Raw genomic sequence first — 17,673 nt, forward strand, 5'->3', positions numbered from 1 at the left:
TGGATTGGTGATGATCCCTGTTAAGGAGCAAACGCTTGTTTGACCGTTATGAAGCTGGCGAACAGGCCGTTCTGGTGCATGTGAACTTCAGTGATGAAGGTGAGCGGGAGGATCTGGAAGAGCTCAAGATGTTGGTGAGCTCTGCCGGCGTCAATGCGCTAGGGGTTGTTACCACCAGTCGCAGTGCCCCCAGTGCCAAGCTGTTTGTCGGTAGCGGCAAGGCTGAAGAGATCGCGTCCCAAGTCCAGCTGCTGGGCGCCGACGTGGTGATCTTCAACCATGCCCTGAGCCCTGCCCAAGAGCGTAACCTGGAGCGTCTGTTCCAGTGCCGGGTGGTCGACCGAACAGGTCTTATCCTCGATATCTTCGCCCAGCGCGCCCGAACCCACGAAGGTAAACTGCAGGTCGAACTGGCCCAGTTACGCCATCTCTCCACTCGCTTGGTGCGAGGCTGGACCCACCTCGAGCGTCAAAAGGGCGGGATCGGTCTGCGTGGACCGGGTGAAACCCAACTTGAAACTGACCGACGGCTGCTGCGGGAACGGATCAAGGCGATTTTGCGTCGGCTCGACAAGGTCGCCAAGCAGCGGGAACAGGGCCGTCGCGCCCGTAATCGTAATGAAGTGCCGACGGTGTCACTGGTTGGTTATACCAACGCCGGAAAGTCTACTTTGTTCAACCAACTTACAGCTGCCAGTGTGTATGCTGCCGATCAGTTGTTTGCAACTCTGGATCCCACCCTGCGTAAACTGGTGATCCGGGATGTGGGTGATGTGATTTTGGCAGATACAGTTGGATTTATTCGACACTTGCCCCATGATCTGGTCGCAGCCTTCAAGGCGACCCTGCAGGAGACCCGCGAAGCGGATCTGTTGCTGCATGTGGTGGACTGTGCCGATGAGCAGATGCAGGAAAATATCGATGCCGTGCAGCAGGTGCTCGCCGAGATCGAAGCGGATGACCGCCCGCAGCTGATGATCTGCAACAAGATCGACAAGCTGGCGGATCGCCCTGCGGGTCTGGAACGTAATGACGAGGGGCGCCCGGTGCGTGTCTGGTTATCGGCCCAGACCGGTGAAGGCTGTGAATACCTGTTTATGGCGCTGACTGAATTGCTGGCTGGCTCCATGGTGCATCACACCCTGCAGTTACCCCCCTCTGCTGCTAGATTGCGCAGTGCGCTCTATCAGCTGAAAGGGATTGAACGGGAAGGTTTTAGCGAGGAGGGGGATTTTGTACTGGAAGTCCGCTTGCAAGTGGCCGACTGGAACCGCCTTGTGAAACTGGAAGGTGAGAGTTTACAACGCTTTATCCGACATTGATTGGTCGATGAAGATGAATGCTTAATGGCTTCATCAACGATTGATGGTCAGATAGAGATGATATCCATCTGCATGTATTAATGGAGACGCTGATGGCTTGGAATGAGCCTGGAAATAACGGCAAAGACCGTGACCCTTGGGGGAATAACGGCAAGAATCAGGGACCCCCTGATCTGGATGCGATGCTGCGCAAGGTGACCAGCCGGTTTGGTGGTCTGTTTGGCGGTGGCAAGTCTGGTGGTGATGTGGGTCGGTTTGGCCTATCCATCGCGCTGGTTGTTGCGGTGGTGGTGTGGGTCGTCAGTGGCTTCTATACCATTCGCGAAGCTGAGCGGGGCGTGGTGCTGCGTTTTGGGGAATATTCCCATAACGTCGATCCGGGCCTGCGCTGGAAGCCGACCTTTATCGATCGGGTGATCCCGGTGGATGTGGAGTCCGTGCGTTCCCTGCCAGCGTCAGGTTTCATGCTGACTCAGGATGAAAACGTGGTGCGGGTCGAAATGGACGTGCAATACCGTGTCGTCAATCCCGAGCAGTATCTGTTCAGCGTGACCAATGCCGACGAGAGTCTGAGTCAGGCCACCGATAGCGCCCTGCGTTATGTGGTGGGCCATACCCGCATGGACGATGTACTGACCACCGGTCGGGAAAAAGTGCGTCAGGAAACCTGGCAGGTTGTCGATAGCATCGTCGAACCTTACCAGATGGGCCTGCAAATTGTGGACGTCAACTTCTTGCCGGCTCGTCCGCCGGAAGAGGTGAAAGACGCCTTCGATGATGCCATCTCCGCTCAGGAAGATGAGCAGCGCTTTATCCGTGAAGCCGAAGCTTATGCCCGTGAAGTGGAGCCAAAAGCACGTGGCTCGGTCAAGCGTCTGGAACAGGAAGCCGAAGGTTACAAGTCCCAGATCGTGTTGAAGGCCCAGGGTGAAGTTGCTCGCTTCAACCAGTTGCTGCCCCAGTATCAAGCAGCGCCTGAACTGACTCGTGAGCGTATCTACCTGGAAACCATGGAAGAGCTCTATCAGCAGACTAACAAGGTGGTTGTGGACATGCCTGCTGGCAACAACAGCATGATTTATCTGCCGCTCGACAAACTGTCTGGTAAAGCGAACGCGGTACAACCGGCTCGTCCGGCAGGCACGCCAGCGGTTGAATCGACCCCACCTTCCAACGAAGGGGCCAACTCTACACCGACCCCGCTGCGTGGCGGTGACCGTTTCAGCTCAGGGAGAAACTAATAGATGAAAAAAATAGCTATTGGTGTCATCGCTGTGGCGACCATGTTCTGCTTCTCTTCTGTTTTCATCATTGATGAAGGTCAGAAAGGGATAGTGGTGCAGTTTGGCAAGGTGAAGCGGGTTGAGTCCGGTGAGCCACGGCTCTATGAGCCTGGTCTGCACTTCAAGGTGCCGCTCATCGATCAGGTTCGCAAGATGGATGCCCGCATCCAGACGCTGGAAGGCCAGGCAGATCGTTTTGTTACCTCCGAGAAGAAAGACCTCATCATCGACTCCTACGTGAAGTGGAAGATCGAGGACTTCTCCAAGTACTACCTGGCAACCGGTGGTGGTAACAAGATCCAGGCTGAAGACCTGCTCAAGCGTAAAATCAACAACGGTCTGCGTTCCGAGATCGGTAACCGTACCATCAAAGACATCGTCTCTGGTGAGCGCAGTACCGTGATGGAAGATGCGCTGATGAAGATGGCGCGCTCTTCCGAGCTCGGTATCAAGGTGGTTGATGTGCGGATCAAGCAGATCAACCTGCCGGTAGAAGTCTCCAGCTCCATCTATCAGCGGATGCGTGCCGAGCGGACTGCGGTAGCCCGTGAGCATCGCTCCCAGGGTCGTGAGCAGGCTGAAATCCTGCGTGCAGATATCGACCGCAAGGTGACCGTGATGATCGCCGATGCCGAGAGTAATGCGCGGCAACTGCGTGGTGAAGGTGATGCTGAGGCGGCCAAGATCTATGCTGACAGCTACAAGAAAGACCCCGAGTTTTTCAGCTTCGTGCGTAGTATGGAGGCCTATCGCAAGAGCTTCGCCGGTGGTAACGACCTGATGGTTCTGAAGCCGGACAGCGAGTTCTTCCGCTACCTCAAATCTCCTAACGGCACCAAGTAATTATCGCCGAGAGGTTATCTCAAAAGGGTCTGACACATCAGACCCTTTTGTTTTGAGTGCTAAAGCCACCTGTCGATGCGGGTGGTTTTTTTATTTAAGGGGATAAGATGCTGACATCTATGCTGGCAGGATTGGGGCTGTTATTGCTGTTTGAAGGACTGGGTCCACTGCTGGTCCCAAAAGCATGGCAACAGATGCTGCGTCTGCTGAGCGAGCAGCCTCCGGAGCAGTTGCGCCGCATCGGAGGATCCCTGGTGGTGGCAGGGCTGGTGATCCTCTGGATGTTGAACCACTGAGCCTTGATAGCTAGCTCCGGCCGTCGAATGACAGGCAATAAAAAAGAGGCGGTCGCCTCTTTTTTATTGCCAGGGGAGCCGTAGATTCAGGCGCTGCGTTGTACCGCCATGTGAGCAAGGGTTTCCAGCGCTTGCTTGTGGCGGGAGTCTGGCAGGATGGCGAGGGCGGCAATGGCCTTGTCAGCCTCCTCCCGGGCACGCATGCGTGAGTACTCCAGCGCACCGGTACGGTCGAGAATCCCGAGGATCTGGTCGAGATGCTCCATACCGTTGCGGTGCTCGATGGCATCGCGCACCAGCTGGCGCTCTTCCGCACTACCTACAGCCATGGCCCGCAGTAGCGGCAGGGTTGGTTTGCCTTCAGCCAGATCGTCACCGACGTTCTTGCCCATCTCTTCGCTCTGGGAGCAATAATCCATCACATCATCGATGATCTGGAACGCGGTACCCAGATACTTGCCGTAATCGGTCATTGCCTGCTCGACGAGCTCGGGCTGATGGGTCAGCACGGCGGCGAGGCGGGTGGCGGCCTCGAACAGCTTGGCGGTCTTGCAGTAGATGACCGTCATGTAACTCTGCTCGGTGGTATCCGGGTCGTTACAGTTCATCAACTGCAACACTTCCCCTTCTGCAATGGTGTTGGTGGCATCCGACAGGATCTCCATCACCCGCAGGTTGGATAGTTCGGCCATCATCTGGAAGGAGCGGCTATAGAGGTAGTCACCGACCAAGACGCTTGCGGCATTGCCAAACATGGCATTCGCCGTTTCACGGCCGCGACGCAGATCAGATTCATCGACCACGTCATCATGCAGCAAAGTGGAGGTGTGGATAAATTCGATGATGGCTGCCAGTTTCAGGTGATCCTCACCCTCATAGCCGAGTGCGCGGGCGGCCATCACTGTCAGCATGGGGCGCATTCGCTTGCCGCCAGCACTGACGATGTAGAAACCCAGCTGATTGATCAGACTAACATCGGACTGGAGTCGGGCCAGGATCAGTTCATTGACCGCCGTCATGTCGGCGGCACAGAGCGCACGGATAGTCTGTTGGTCCATAAGTCTCGTAACGTGACAGCAGCAATAACTGCGATTTTAGTAATGGCGGGGATTCTACACGATTTCACAATGGGTTACAGTTAGGTGTTTATCCACGGCGGCAGATATGCGCACAAAATAAACTTTTTGCTAAATTGGCCTTGCCTGAGCAAATCGATTTGCGTAGAATGCCCGCCCATTGTTATAGGTTTTTGCGCATGTCTAGCCTTGAGCAAAAGACATGCCTTTACGGAGTTAATCAAATGTACGCGGTATTCCAAAGCGGCGGAAAACAACACCGTGTGGCCGAAGGTCAAATCGTTCGTCTGGAAAAGCTGAACGTTGAGACTGGCGCTACCATCGACTTCAACGAAGTTCTGATGGTTGCTGCAGGCGACACTTTTAAAGTAGGTGCTCCTTTTGTTGAAGGTGGCAAGGTTGTAGCTGAAGTTGTGGCTCACGGCCGTGGCGAGAAAGTGACTATCGTCAAGTTCCGTCGTCGTAAGCACCATCGCAAGCAAGCGGGCCACCGTCAGTGGTTCACTGAAGTCAAAATCACTGGCATCAGCGCTTAATTAGAGGAGTCCGATAGATGGCACACAAAAAAGCTGGCGGTTCATCCCGCAACGGTCGCGATTCTGAAGCTAAACGCCTTGGCGTGAAGCGTTTCGGCGGCGAAACAGTTCTGGCTGGCAGCATCATCGTTCGTCAGCGTGGCACCAAGTTCCATGCTGGTACTAACGTTGGTCTGGGAACAGATCACACCTTGTTCGCGAAAGCGACTGGTAAAATCCTGTTCGAAGTTAAAGGTCCGCTGAATCGTAAATACGTAAGCATCATTGCTGAGTAATTACGGACCGCAAGGATCCGAAGCCCCGCCAACAGGCGGGGCTTTTGTTTTTCTGAATTGTTGACGAAAAAACGGAACGCAGATGACCCGTGCCTCGACAGAGGTGTGGATTGCCAAGATGCGTATCGCCCGCAGGGGTCTGTACCACTATAATCGCGTATCGGTTTTTCGAATTAAGGTGACGGTGCCTATGAAGTTTGTTGATGAAGTCCAGATTCGAGTCGATGCCGGCGATGGTGGTAACGGTTGCGTAAGCTTTCGCCGGGAATTGTATATTCCGAACGGTGGACCCGATGGCGGTGATGGTGGTGACGGTGGTGATGTTTATCTGATCGCCGACGAGAACCTCAATACCCTGATCGACTACCGTTTCGAGCGCTTCCATGCTGCCGAGCGTGGGGAAAATGGTCGTAGTGCCAACTGTACTGGTCATCGTGGTAAGGATCGGGTGCTGCGTGTGCCGGTCGGTACCCGTGCCAGTGACGAAGATACCGGTGAGCGACTGGGTGACTTGACCAGTCATGGCCAGAAGCTGATGGTTGCCAAAGGTGGTTTCCACGGTTTGGGTAACACCCGTTTCAAGAGCTCGGTTAACCGTGCTCCCCGTCAGAAGAGTAATGGTACTCCGGGCGAAGTACGTACCCTCAAGCTGGAGCTGCTGCTGCTGGCCGATGTCGGCATGCTGGGTCTGCCCAACGCAGGCAAGTCTACCTTTATTCGCGCGGTCTCTGCTGCTCGTCCCAAGGTAGCCGATTATCCCTTCACCACCCTGGTACCGAACCTGGGTGTGGTGCGTGGTGAGAACTCCCGCTCCTTCGTGATCGCCGATATTCCGGGTCTGATCGAAGGTGCTGCTGACGGTGCAGGTCTTGGTATTCGTTTCCTGAAACACCTTGAGCGTTGCCGTGTATTGCTCCATCTGGTTGATATTTGCCCGATCGATGGTTCTGATCCTGCGCAAAATGCTGTCACCATTGTGGGTGAGCTGGAGAAGTACAGCCCCGAGCTGGCAGGCAAACCGCGCTGGTTGGTGTTCAACAAGATGGATCTGATCCTGGAAGAAGAAGCCCAGGAAGTGATGGATCGCGTCAAGGCGGCCCTGAACCATGAAGGTCCGGTCTACGCCATCACCGCCATCAGCAAGGAAGGTACCAAGAAGGTCTGCTACGACATTCTGGACTTGCTGGACACCATGCCTCGTCAACTGGCGCAAGATGCGCAAGATGCTATCGAGAAGGTTGAGTTCAAGTGGGATGATTACCACAAGAATCAGCTGGCTCAAGCTGAAGCAGAAGCGCTCGCCGCTTCTGTGGCCTTCGACGAAGGGCTGGATGACGATGATTGGGATGACGACGAAGATGATGGCGTTGAAGTCATCTACGTGCGTGACTGATCCCCGTTACTGTCACTGAAAACCGGAGCCTTCGCAGGCTCCGGTTTTTTTATACCTGTCGAGCAACCACTCATTCGGCGAGTCGGTTACATCAGGTATTGCCGAGCCTTTGGTTCGGGTTATACCGCCCACAAAATCCAACAAAAACGAAACAATAGTCTGGCAATGTCGATTGAATCGATATGCGTTGCTGTATCCGGTTGTTTTGATGAAAGGTTTACCTGTGGAAATATTTATGCGCAATTCACTCGATTAAAGGCTTGTTTGTGCGTTTTTTTAGAGTATTCTTGCGCGCGCTATTGCTGGTCAATGCGTGAATATGCAGGTTGGCCAGGCCAGGTAAATGTAACGTCAGGGCTGTCATATCATGTTGGAAAAGAGTCTCGAAGCACCCGCGGTCAATACCCGCCGTAACGTATTGATGTTTTTGGTTCCTTCACTTATCGGGATCCTGCTGTTCATGACGCCGGTCCTCTATCAGGGCAATGTCACCATCCCGGTTGCCGTGCTGGCCAAGCTGGTTCAGCGGGTGTTTGCCGATTATCTGGTGGCCATGGTCAGTGCGGTAATCACCACCACCATGCTGATGACGGTGATTGCCTGGTTGTTCAAGCCGGCGATTCTGGTGCGCCGTCCTTTCCTCAACAGCCTGTTCAATGTCTCCCCTTTCTGGGCCTGTGTACGGGTGTTGGGCGGTATTTTCGTGCTGCTGACCTTCTTCGAGATGGGGCCAGAGTTGCTCTATTCCGGCGCAACCGGTGGTCTGGTGTTGCACGATCTGCTGCCGGTGCTCTTTTCGGTCTTCCTGTTTGCTGGTTTGTTACTGCCACTGCTGCTCGATTTCGGGCTGCTGGAATTTGTCGGCACCATGATGACCCGCATCATGCGTCCGGTATTCCGCTTGCCGGGTCGCTCCGCGGTGGACTGCTTTGCCTCCTGGCTCGGCGATGGCAGTGTTGGCATCCTGCTGACCAGCAAGCAGTATGAAGGGAAGTTTTATACCCAGCGTGAAGCCGCTGTGATTGGCACCACCTTCTCTGCTGTTTCCATCACCTTCTGTCTGGTGGTGATCTCTCAGGTAAAACTGGAGCACATGTTTGTTCCTTTCTATCTGACCGTCTGCCTGGCTGGCGTGGTTGCTGCCATCGTGGTGCCGCGTTTGCCACCACTGTGCTGGAAGAAAGATATCTATGCCGATGGCACGCCCTTGTGCCGCAAGCAGGAGGCAGTGCCGCACCAGCACAGCGTGATGAGCTACGGCTTCGAGCGGGCATTGACCAAGGCTGATAATGTGAGTGACTTGGGCGCGGTAGCACGGGAAGGGGTGAAGAATGCGCTGGATATGATATTTGGCGTATTGCCGGTAGTGATGGCGATCGGTACCTGCGCCCTGATGCTGGCCGAACATACCCCTATCTTCACCTGGCTGGGGGCGCCCTTTGTTCCCTTGCTGGAGCTGCTGCAACTGCCAGAGGCGGAAGCTGCCTCCAAGACCATCATGGTCGGTTTTGCCGACATGTTCATTCCGGCGGTGCTGGCCTCGACCATAGAGAGCGACATGACCCGCTTCGTGATTGCCGCCATGTCGGTGACCCAGCTGATCTATATGTCGGAAGTGGGGGCCCTGCTGCTGGGCAGCAAGATCCCGGTCAAGCTGTGGGAGCTGTTCGTCATCTTCCTGCTGCGCACCCTGGTCACCTTGCCGGTTATCGCCGCTGTGGCGCACCTGCTGTTCTGATCATGCCGTGGTGCTGAAAAAGGCCATCCCGCTTGCGGGGTGGCCTTTTTGCATCTGGCGCGTGCGCTCCCGCAGGGCAGATGTGTTCCGTTCGAACATCTCATGCTAGAGTGCCCCTCTGTTAGCAAATTGTGATGCAATGGAGTGTATTTATGTCTGCCATCCCCTATTCCGTGCTCGATCTGGTGCCTGTTGCCGAAGGTTCTGTGCCTGCCGAGTCGTTTCGCCGTTCGCGGGATCTTGCCCGCCATGCCGAGGGTTGGGGTTACCGGCGCTACTGGCTGGCCGAGCATCACAACATGCCGGGCATTGCCAGTGCCGCCACCTCGGTGCTGATCGGTTATCTGGCTGAGGCCACCACCACTCTGCGGATCGGGGCGGGTGGCATCATGTTGCCGAACCACTCGCCGCTGGTTATTGCCGAGCAGTTTGGCACGCTAAGCTCTCTTTACCCCGACCGCATCGATCTGGGCCTTGGCCGTGCGCCCGGGACCGATCAGCGCACCATGCGGGCGCTGCGGCGTATGCGCAGCGGTGAGGTGGATGATTTCCCGGCCGATGTGCGCGAGCTGATGAGTTACTTTGGCGACGAGATCGGCGCCGTGCAGGCTGTGCCCGGTCAGGGGCTGCATCTGCCCATCTGGCTGCTGGGCTCCAGCCTCTACAGCGCGCAACTGGCGGCGGCGATGGGCTTGCCGTTCGGTTTTGCCTCCCATTTCGCCCCTGCCAGGTTGCTGCAAGCGCTGGAGATCTACCGCAGCCAGTATCGTCCCTCTGCTCGCTGGCCCAAGCCCCATGCGGTGGTCTGTATCAATATGATCGCCGCCGACAACGAGCGGGAGGCCCGCTTCCAGTTCACCACGGTACAGCAGCAGTTCTTGCGCCTCCATCGCGGTGATGCGGGCAAGCTGCCCGCGCCGGTCGTCCAGCTTGGCGACGAGTGGGCGCCCCGTGAGCTGATGGCGATGGAGCAGACCCTGGCCCGCTCTCTGGTGGGCGACCCGGAGCAGGTTCGTCACGGTCTCAAGGCGCTGCTGGCAGAGACCCGGGCCGATGAGCTGATGTTCAACGGCCCCATCGTCGACCATCAGGCACGGTTGCGCTCTTTTGAGATCGCCGCCGAGTTGATGCAGAGTCTGTAAGCTCATTGTTTGAGCTGTGGTAAGCGCTATCTTGAAGAGAACGAGGTTGTTGGCTCGCTGTCGGGTGACCGACACCAGTTTGTAGTTGCTACCAAAGCGTTTGCACAATAGCGGTGGATATCCGGTTAATGTATTGATTTAAAAAGAAAGTCAGGTTGGTGTCAGGCATCTGTCGTATCGTTTGTCACTGCTCGGCCCTTATGCTGGCCCTGTCAATTACCACAAGGAGTTCGCGATGATCGTCAGGAAGTTGAGATTGCAACGGGGTTGGTCCCAGGATCAGTTGGCGACGTTGACTGGTTTGAGTGTCCGCACTATCCAGCGGATCGAGCAGGGGCAGCAACCCGGACTGGAATCTCTCAAGGCCCTGGCCTCCGTCTTTGAACTCGATGTGGCTCAACTGGATGGGTCAGAGCAACAGGAGCGTGAGATGAGAGGAAGTGACACTATGGGTCAGGATGCGGTGCAGGTATCGGCAGAAGAGCGGGAGGCCATGCGCTATGTGGAGGGGCTCAAGGGCTTCTATCACCATGTCGCCAGCTATGTATTGGTGATCTGCGGGCTGTTTGTCATCAACTACCTGAGCAATCCGGAGTACATCTGGGCCTGGTGGCCGGCGCTGGGGTGGGGGTTGGGACTTGCCTCCCATGCCATTCGGGTATTTCAGCCCTTCAAGCTGTTTGGCCCTGAGTGGGAGCGGCGCCAGATCGAGAAGCGGTTGGGGCGCAAGTTGTAACCTTATTCGCACGGAACCAGAGAACACAAAACAGAAAGCCCGGCAGATTGCCGGGCTTTGTTATTGATGCGGTTCTGGGCAATCAGCGCGGCAGCTACCGCCTGATTGCATTGCTGCCCCTAGCTGGCGTGAACCGGGCAGGGGGTGGCGATCAGGGCATCATCCTCGTAGCGCCACAGGGTCAGGCTGTTGCCCCAGACGCAGCCGGTATCGAGCGCTTTGATATCGCTTTTACCGGTGTTGCCCATCAGGGCAGCCCAGTGGCCGAACACCAGAACGGGGTCATCCACATGGTGCTCCCGCTGTTCGAACCAGGGACGCAGCCCCGGGGTCGACTCCTTGGGGCCCTTTTTGCATTTGAAGTCGAGACGACCGTCGAAATAGCAGAAGCGCATCCGGGTGAAGGTGTTGATGACGTAGCGGTAGCGGTCGATCCCGACCAGATCATCTTTCCAGCCATCGGGCTGATCGCCATACATGTTGTGCAGCAGCCACTGGTACTGATCGCCGCGCAGCAGGCTCTCCACCTCGCGGGCGCAGTTGCGGGCGGTGCGGGCATCCCAGGCCGGGGAGATACCGGCATGCACCATCATGATGGGTAGATCCGGATGCTCGGCCAGCAGCGGGCGGTGGCGCAGCCATTCCAGCAGTTCATCCCGATCCGGGGCATCCATCAGGCTCTGCAGCTTGTCTTTCTTCTTGAGCGGCGCGACGCCATTGGCGACCGCCAGCAGGTGCAGGTCGTGATTGCCGAGCACGGCGACGGCGCGGTTGCCCAACCCTTTGACGAAACGCAGGGTATTGAGGGAGTCCGGGCCGCGGGCGACCAGGTCGCCGCAGAGCCAGAGCACGTCTTTATCGGGATCGAACGCGGCAAGATCCAGCAGACGGCGCAAGTCGTCGTAACAGCCCTGGATGTCACCGACAAAACAGTTCGCCATGAAACCTCAGTTGATAATATTGGGGATGGCCAGCGTGAAGGGGGCGATGGGCGCCTCGAACTGCTGGCCAGAGCCATCTTGCAGGGTATAGCTCCCTTCCATCATCCCAAGCGGGGTCGCCAGCGGCACGCCGCTCTGGTAGCGGTAGGTCTCACCTTCGGCGATAACGGGTTGTTCCCCGACCACGCCCGGGCCTGCCACTTCCTGCATCTTGCCATTGGCATCGGTGATGAGCCAGCGCCGGTGCAGCAGTTGCACCGGGCCGGGCCCCAGATTCTCAATCTCGATCAGATAGTGAAACTGGTAAGGGTCTTTGGATTCCGCCACATACACGGGGTATGGGCGGATCTCGATGTGCGGGTGAGCCACAGGATCAGGCCTGTTGCTGATCCGCCAGCCAGTTGGCGATCATGACAAACTGCTCGAGGGAGAGGTTCTCCGGACGCAGGTTGCCATCGATACCAAGCTCGGTCAGCTGGGCGTCGGTAATGAAGTTGGAGAAGCTGTTGCGGATGGTCTTGCGACGCTGGCCAAAGCCCTCGGTACAGACGCGGCTCAGGCAACGAATGTCTTTGGCGACTATGGTCGGGTTTTTGTGCGGCATCAGACGCACTACGGCAGAGTCGACCTTGGGGGCGGGTTTGAAGGCACCCGGGCCCACTTCCAGCACCGGCACTACCTGACAGTAGTACTGAACCATTACGCTCAGGCGGCCATAGGCTTTGCTGCCAGGACCGGCACACATCCGCAATACCACTTCCTTTTGCAGCATGAAGTGCATGTCTTCAACCCGGTCGGCGAACTCGCACAGGTGGAAGATCAGCGGAGTGGAGATGTTGTAGGGCAGGTTACCGAAGATCCGCAGCGGCCCTTTGCCTTCACCCATCAGGGTGCCGAAGTCAAAACGCATGGCATCGGCTTCGATGACGGTCAGCTTGTCTTTGAGAGTCGGGTGCTCGCGCAGGCGTGCCGCCAGATCCCGGTCAAGCTCGACCACTGTCATCTTGTCCATCTGGGAGGCGACCGGCTCGGTCAGCGCAGCCAGACCCGGACCGATCTCCACCAGATTCTGACCCGGTTGCGGGTTGATGGCGGCGACGATCTGGTCGATCACATAGCGATCGTGCAAGAAGTTTTGACCGAATCGCTTACGGGCGGTGTGACCCATATGCACTTTATTGCTCTGCACCTTACTGCTCATATCTTTTTTTCTCTACCATCTTGATGGCGTGGTTAATCGCGGTGATCAGACTGCCTGAGTCCGCCAGGCCTTTGCCTGCCAGATCCAGTGCGGTGCCGTGATCCACCGAAGTGCGGATGAAGGGAAGCCCCAGAGTGATATTGACCGAACTGCCAAAGCCCTTGTATTTGAGCACCGGCAGTCCCTGGTCGTGGTACATGGCGAGTACCGCATCCGCATCCTTGAGGTATTTTTCCTGGAACAGGGTGTCGGCCGGCAATGGGCCGACCAGATCGATACCCTCTAGGCGCAGATTGGCCAGAGCGGGTTCGATCACGTCAATCTCTTCACGTCCGAGGTGGCCACCTTCCCCGGCATGGGGATTGAGACCGCAGACGTAAATTCGGGGTTTGGCGATGCCAAACTTGGTGGTGAGATCCCCGTTGAGGATCCTGATCACCTTGCCGAGGCGATCCTCGGTAATGGCCATCGCCACGTAGGCGAGGGGGATGTGAGTGGTTGCCAGTGCGACCCGCAGCCCCTCGGTTGCCAGCAGCATCACCACATCTGCGGTATTGGACTGCTGGGCAAAGAATTCGGTGTGACCGCTGAACGAGACCCCGGCCTGATTGATGATCCCCTTGTGTACCGGTCCGGTCACCACGGCGGCAAATTCACCGCTGAGGTTACCGTCACAGGCTCGTTGCAGGGTCGTCAGCACATAGGCACCATTGCCTTCGTTCAGTTCACCCGGCACCACGGGGGCGCCGAGTGTGACCGGACAGACTGTCAGGGTGCCCGCCCGCTGGGGGCGGGCAGGGGCGGTTGCGTCATAGGGCTCCAGCTCGACGCTGAGCCCCAGCAGGGCCGCCCGCTCGCGCAGCAGCGCCGGATCGGCGATCACCACCAACTGGTGGGGCCAATCCTGCTGGGCAATCTGCAGCACCAGATCCGGGCCGATCCCGGCCGGTTCGCCCGGGGTAACGGCAAGACGACGGCAGCTCATCAGCTGCTGGCGCCTTCGATCTGGATGTAGGCCTCGTCACGCAGCTCATCCAGCCATGCCTGGGACTCTTCCACGAAGCGGCGGTTGTAGATCAGCTGGTAAGCGCGCTGCTCCTGCGCCTTGTCGGTGGCATCCTGACTGCGGCGATCTTCCACCTGAACGATGTGCCAGCCATGGCTGGTACGGAACGGGGCGCTGATCTGGCCTGGCTGCAGGCGGTTGACCATGTCGCGGAATTCCGGCACGTAGACATTGGGATCAGACCAGCCCAGCTCGCCGCCCTGCACCGCAGAGCCCGGATCTTCGGAGTGCTTCTCTGCCATGCTGGCGAAGCTGGCCTTGCCGCTTTTGATATCGTGCAGAATGCCGTCCAGCATTCCCTTGGCTTTCTCTTCGCTCAGGATGATGGAGGGCTTGATCAGGATGTGACGGGCCTTCACCTCGGTCTGCATCACTTGCTGCTGACCCTTGGTGTCGAACACCTTGACGATGTGCAGGCCGGCACCGGAGCGCAGCGGGCCGACGATGTCACCCTTGTTGGCGCCCTGTACCGCTTCGGCCATCAGGGTCGGCATCTCTTGTGGGCTCATCCAGCCCCAGTCCCCCCCTTCCAGCGCCTTGGGGCCATTACTCTCGGCAATGGCCAGCTTGCGGAAGTCAGCACCTTGTTTAAGGGCGGCCAGAATTCGGTCAATCTTGCTCTTGGCGGCATCCAGCTGGGCAGCGGTGGGGTTGTCCGGCAGGGCAATCTGGATATGACCGACGTGATATTCGTTCTGCTGTTGGCCCTGTTTTTTCAGAACCTCGACCACCTGCTTCACTTCCTGTTCGGAGATGTTGATGCGACGACGAACCTGATTGCGGCGTACCTCGTTCATCAGGATCTCGCGGCGCACCTCTTCCCGATACTGGGCATAGGTCATCCCTTCACGGGCGAGTTGAGCACGCAGCTGCTCCAGGGTCATTTTGTTATCGGCCGCGATCCCCTGAATGGCTTGCTCCAGTTGGGTATCACTGATTTTCAGTCCCTGACGATCCGCCAGTTGCAACTGCAAGCTCTCCTGGATCAGCCGATCCAGCGCCTGTTTGCGCAGGGTGGCATCGTCAGGCAGGGATTGGCCGCTCTCCTGAGCGGAGAGTTTTACCTTGTTGACCAGTGCGTCCTGTTGACTGGACAGCACCACGTCCTTGTTGACCACGGCCAGTACCTTGTCCATCAGCTCGGGCGCCGCCAGGGCAGCCTGACTCATGGCACCAAACATTCCCGCGGTCAGCAGGGCAATCAGGGTCTTTTTCATATCCATCTCTCAAGGCTGGACCAGCATCATTGCTGGTCTTTCAGATTAAACGGGCGAACATAGGGCAACAGCTCGGTATCCATGGTGACGCTGCGGCCACCGGTACCTACGCTGCCAAGTCCCTTCATCTCGAACTGCAGACCAATGACTTTTTCCGAGGTGGGTTGCAGGGTGATGTTATCTGGCTGGTTATGCCACTCCAGACTCATATTGATGCTCCAGCAGCAGGAGTCATATTTGACACCAATCATCCGGTCAATGTTCACATCCTGCTTGATATCACGATAGTAACCGCCATACATCTGCCACTGATCGGCGATCGGTGCCATCATCACCAAACCCGCCTGGCTCAGATCTTCGGTAAGGGCCGGGTTGTTGGGGTCTCTGTAGTCCCGGTTACCATCCTTGATATAGCGGTAGTTGAGCTGGGTTGTCAGCTTGCCAGTCCGGTATTCCACTGCGCTGTTACCGGCGGTGAATTCCCCTTCCGAGGTGTCGTACTGGGTACCCGCATGGGCAAACCACTCATCGGTGATGCGGGCATCCCCCTCGAAGGAGAGCAGGGAGCGAGAGTTGGTGCTCTCTGGGTCGGACGGGTAGAGGCGCACCTTGGGCGGCGTCATCTCGAAGGCTTGAGCCACCGCCAGACGTAACCGTTCATCACCCACATTGTCATAGACCCGGCTGGTCAGGCCAACGGTGATCCGGTTGGCATCGCTGATACGGTCGAGACCGGCGTAGCGGCGATCGCTGAACAGGCTGTAGTAGTCCTGACGGGTGGTGGTGGAGTCATAGATCCCGATATCATCCTGATCCCGATAGGGAACATAGAGATACTGGAACTCGGGCTCCAGCGTCTGGGTCCCCTTGCCATCATACCAGTTGAGCGGGCGGTCGAAGTTGACCCCCCCTTTGAGACGGAAGGAGGGCAAGGTACGGGTAACTGTGCCGTCTTTGAGGGTTAACTGCTTGGTATCCGCGTCGGTGAAGCGGCTGCGATCCGTGGCGACCAGATCCTTGGGCACCTCCTGGTTGTAGGAGGTAAACATCAGCTTGTACTGGCTGGTGAGGTAGTAACCCGGCGCGTCCACCAATGGAACGGTCAGGGTCGGTGCCAGATGCAAACGGGTGGCGGTGTAGCGCTCACCGGCTTGCTGGGCACTGGCGCTGCCGCTGTCGTAACCAAACTTGGTCAGCTCGCTGTTCCAGGCCAGATCGAACCATTTCCCTTGTTGGTAGTAGTTGTAGTCGATACGGGGCAGCATCTCGTGGGGCAGCAGCGCGTAGGGACTCAGGATCTGGTAGCGGCGCACCTCGGAGGTGAGGTTCCAGTTGTGCTGGTAGTAGCCAGCGGTAAAAGATTGTTGCAACTGGCTGTCGACCTGGGTGCCCACTTGTGGGCTGAAGTCGTTGAAGTAGTTGTAGTCCTTGTCCCGCACCTGGGTGTAGTCGATGCCAAAGCGCAGGGAGCCATCCATCAGGGCAGAGCCATGACGTAGGTTCATCAGGTAGCGATGGCCATCGGACAGGCCAGCCAGACTCTGGTTGCTCGGGGTGTACTGCTTGTCATCCGCCAGATTTTCAAAATAGAGGGTGCCGGTATGGGCGGGGTCCGGCATGTAGCGGAACTCCACCTGCTCCATCAGGCCGCGCTTGTCCATAAAGCGGGAGGTGATGGTGGCATCGTAGTTGGGGGCAATGTTCCAATAAAATGGCTGGGTGATCTCCATGCCGTTGCTGGAGCTTTGCTTGTAACCCGGGTAGAGCAGACCGGTCTTGCGCTCATCTTTGATGGGGAAGTTGATGTACGGGAAGTAGAACACCGGATAGTCATAGAGCCAGAGGCTGGCATTCCAGGCTTCACCGAACACCTCTTTCTGGTCGATATCGATGCTGCCCGCTTTGAGGGTCCACACTTCCTGACCGGGGGGGCAGGTGGTGTACTGGGCCCCCTCCATGGTGATGTTCTGATTGTTGTTGGTCATCACTACGCGCTTGGCAAAGCCGCGCACCGGTGAGCCATGCACCTGATAATTGCCCTCTTCCAGCTCGGAATTTTTAGTATTGAGGTTGGATTTAAGGGTCTTGTCGCTGGTGACGGTCACCTGACCGTCGTTGTAATAGATGTTGCCGATGGCGATGACATCCCGGCTCTTCTGATCGAGCTGGGCATAGTCGGAGTCAAACTTGCGAACGCCTTGACGCACCTTGACGTCACCTTCGTAGACGGCGGTGCCGCCCTGTTTGGCCTCGAGACGGTCGGCATCTACCTCTACGGGCTGCGCGTTGGCCTCCTGATCAGATGCAGGCTTCACGATTTTGGGAACATAGTCATAGCAGAGACTATCGAGGATCCCGGTGGCTGGCGGCGGATCGAACGGTGCCGCCTGTACCATCATGGATGTCAGGGCGGGTGCCAGGCTGATAGTCAGGGCGATGGGATAGCCGTACCCCAGTGTCCATTTTTTCATGTGAAAGACTCGTGCAATCCGTGATAGATACGGTTGATCCAAGGCATGCATTTTACGACAGGTTTCATCGAGTTGACATTGCATGTCATTGCTTTATGTTAGCCGGCAATGATAAAGCATTATTGCAGCCAGGGCTA

At 57.1% G+C, this 17,673-nt stretch carries 17 protein-coding genes; 10 read left to right on the forward strand and 7 right to left on the reverse strand.

Annotated features, from left to right (window positions below):
* Nucleotides 1-35: 35 nt before the first annotated feature.
* The 4 genes from hflX to CK911_RS20790 all read left to right on the forward strand — a co-directional run bounded on the left by hflX (nt 36) and on the right by CK911_RS20790 (nt 3,744).
* A complete protein-coding gene (gene hflX / locus CK911_RS20775; protein ID WP_042018516.1) occupies nt 36-1,322 on the forward strand; it encodes a ribosome rescue GTPase HflX in 1,287 nt (428 codons plus the stop codon).
* A gap of 92 nt (nt 1,323-1,414) precedes the next feature.
* Nucleotides 1,415-2,563 (forward strand): FtsH protease activity modulator HflK, encoded by a 1,149-nt coding sequence (gene hflK, locus CK911_RS20780; protein WP_068977787.1) that lies wholly within the window; start codon nt 1,415-1,417, stop codon nt 2,561-2,563.
* A gap of 3 nt (nt 2,564-2,566) precedes the next feature.
* On the forward strand, nt 2,567-3,448 hold the full coding sequence (hflC, locus tag CK911_RS20785; RefSeq protein WP_042018510.1) for a protease modulator HflC: 882 nt from the start codon (nt 2,567-2,569) through the stop codon (nt 3,446-3,448).
* A 107-nt stretch (nt 3,449-3,555) separates the two neighbouring features.
* Complete coding sequence (locus CK911_RS20790) at nt 3,556-3,744, forward strand: DUF2065 family protein (protein ID WP_068977788.1); 189 nt, start codon at nt 3,556-3,558, stop codon at nt 3,742-3,744.
* A gap of 86 nt (nt 3,745-3,830) precedes the next feature.
* Here the strand turns inward: CK911_RS20790 and ispB are convergent, their stop codons facing one another.
* Complete coding sequence (gene ispB / locus CK911_RS20795; protein ID WP_098972331.1) at nt 3,831-4,802, reverse strand: octaprenyl diphosphate synthase; 972 nt, start codon at nt 4,800-4,802, stop codon at nt 3,831-3,833.
* A gap of 242 nt (nt 4,803-5,044) precedes the next feature.
* Between ispB and rplU the strand changes: the two genes are divergently transcribed.
* The 6 genes from rplU (at nt 5,045) to CK911_RS20825 (ending at nt 10,640) form a co-directional block, all read left to right on the forward strand.
* Nucleotides 5,045-5,356, forward strand: a complete 312-nt coding sequence (rplU, locus tag CK911_RS20800; RefSeq protein WP_005304210.1) for a 50S ribosomal protein L21 — start codon at nt 5,045-5,047, stop codon at nt 5,354-5,356.
* Nucleotides 5,357-5,373: 17 nt separating this feature from the next.
* Nucleotides 5,374-5,631: a 50S ribosomal protein L27 gene (gene rpmA / locus CK911_RS20805; RefSeq protein WP_042018503.1), complete on the forward strand. Its 258-nt coding sequence runs from the start codon at nt 5,374-5,376 to the stop codon at nt 5,629-5,631.
* 190 nt (nt 5,632-5,821) lie between these two features.
* Nucleotides 5,822-7,024, forward strand: coding sequence for an Obg family GTPase CgtA (gene cgtA, locus CK911_RS20810; RefSeq protein WP_042018500.1), 1,203 nt, complete (start codon nt 5,822-5,824; stop codon nt 7,022-7,024).
* A 367-nt stretch (nt 7,025-7,391) separates the two neighbouring features.
* Complete coding sequence (locus CK911_RS20815) at nt 7,392-8,762, forward strand: YjiH family protein (RefSeq protein WP_098972333.1); 1,371 nt, start codon at nt 7,392-7,394, stop codon at nt 8,760-8,762.
* A gap of 152 nt (nt 8,763-8,914) precedes the next feature.
* Nucleotides 8,915-9,904 carry a luciferase-like monooxygenase gene (locus CK911_RS20820; RefSeq protein WP_098972335.1) on the forward strand — a complete coding sequence of 330 codons (990 nt, stop codon included), beginning with the start codon at nt 8,915-8,917 and terminating at the stop codon, nt 9,902-9,904.
* 235 nt (nt 9,905-10,139) lie between these two features.
* On the forward strand, nt 10,140-10,640 hold the full coding sequence (locus CK911_RS20825; protein WP_042018494.1) for a 2TM domain-containing protein: 501 nt from the start codon (nt 10,140-10,142) through the stop codon (nt 10,638-10,640).
* 119 nt (nt 10,641-10,759) lie between these two features.
* Here the strand turns inward: CK911_RS20825 and CK911_RS20830 are convergent, their stop codons facing one another.
* Genes CK911_RS20830 through lptD form a run of 6 tightly spaced genes read right to left on the reverse strand, consistent with a single transcriptional unit; the run spans nt 10,760 to nt 17,536 of the window.
* On the reverse strand, nt 10,760-11,581 hold the full coding sequence (locus CK911_RS20830; protein WP_098972337.1) for a symmetrical bis(5'-nucleosyl)-tetraphosphatase: 822 nt from the start codon (nt 11,579-11,581) through the stop codon (nt 10,760-10,762).
* Nucleotides 11,582-11,587: 6 nt separating this feature from the next.
* Nucleotides 11,588-11,950, reverse strand: coding sequence for a Co2+/Mg2+ efflux protein ApaG (gene apaG / locus CK911_RS20835; RefSeq protein WP_098972339.1), 363 nt, complete (start codon nt 11,948-11,950; stop codon nt 11,588-11,590).
* A gap of 4 nt (nt 11,951-11,954) precedes the next feature.
* A complete protein-coding gene (gene rsmA / locus CK911_RS20840; RefSeq protein ID WP_042018489.1) occupies nt 11,955-12,782 on the reverse strand; it encodes a 16S rRNA (adenine(1518)-N(6)/adenine(1519)-N(6))-dimethyltransferase RsmA in 828 nt (275 codons plus the stop codon).
* On the reverse strand, nt 12,772-13,767 hold the full coding sequence (gene pdxA / locus CK911_RS20845; RefSeq protein ID WP_098972342.1) for a 4-hydroxythreonine-4-phosphate dehydrogenase PdxA: 996 nt from the start codon (nt 13,765-13,767) through the stop codon (nt 12,772-12,774). Before pdxA ends, rsmA begins: the two co-directional genes overlap by 11 nt.
* Complete coding sequence (surA, locus tag CK911_RS20850; RefSeq protein WP_042018622.1) at nt 13,767-15,065, reverse strand: peptidylprolyl isomerase SurA; 1,299 nt, start codon at nt 15,063-15,065, stop codon at nt 13,767-13,769. Before surA ends, pdxA begins: the two co-directional genes overlap by 1 nt.
* 26 nt (nt 15,066-15,091) lie before the next feature.
* Nucleotides 15,092-17,536: an LPS assembly protein LptD gene (gene lptD / locus CK911_RS20855; protein WP_098972344.1), complete on the reverse strand. Its 2,445-nt coding sequence runs from the start codon at nt 17,534-17,536 to the stop codon at nt 15,092-15,094.
* Between the last annotated feature and the right edge of the window lie 137 nt (nt 17,537-17,673).

Origin of the sequence: Aeromonas sp. CU5, from assembly GCF_002586745.1 — a bacterium.
Classification (GTDB): domain Bacteria; phylum Pseudomonadota; class Gammaproteobacteria; order Enterobacterales; family Aeromonadaceae; genus Aeromonas; species Aeromonas sobria.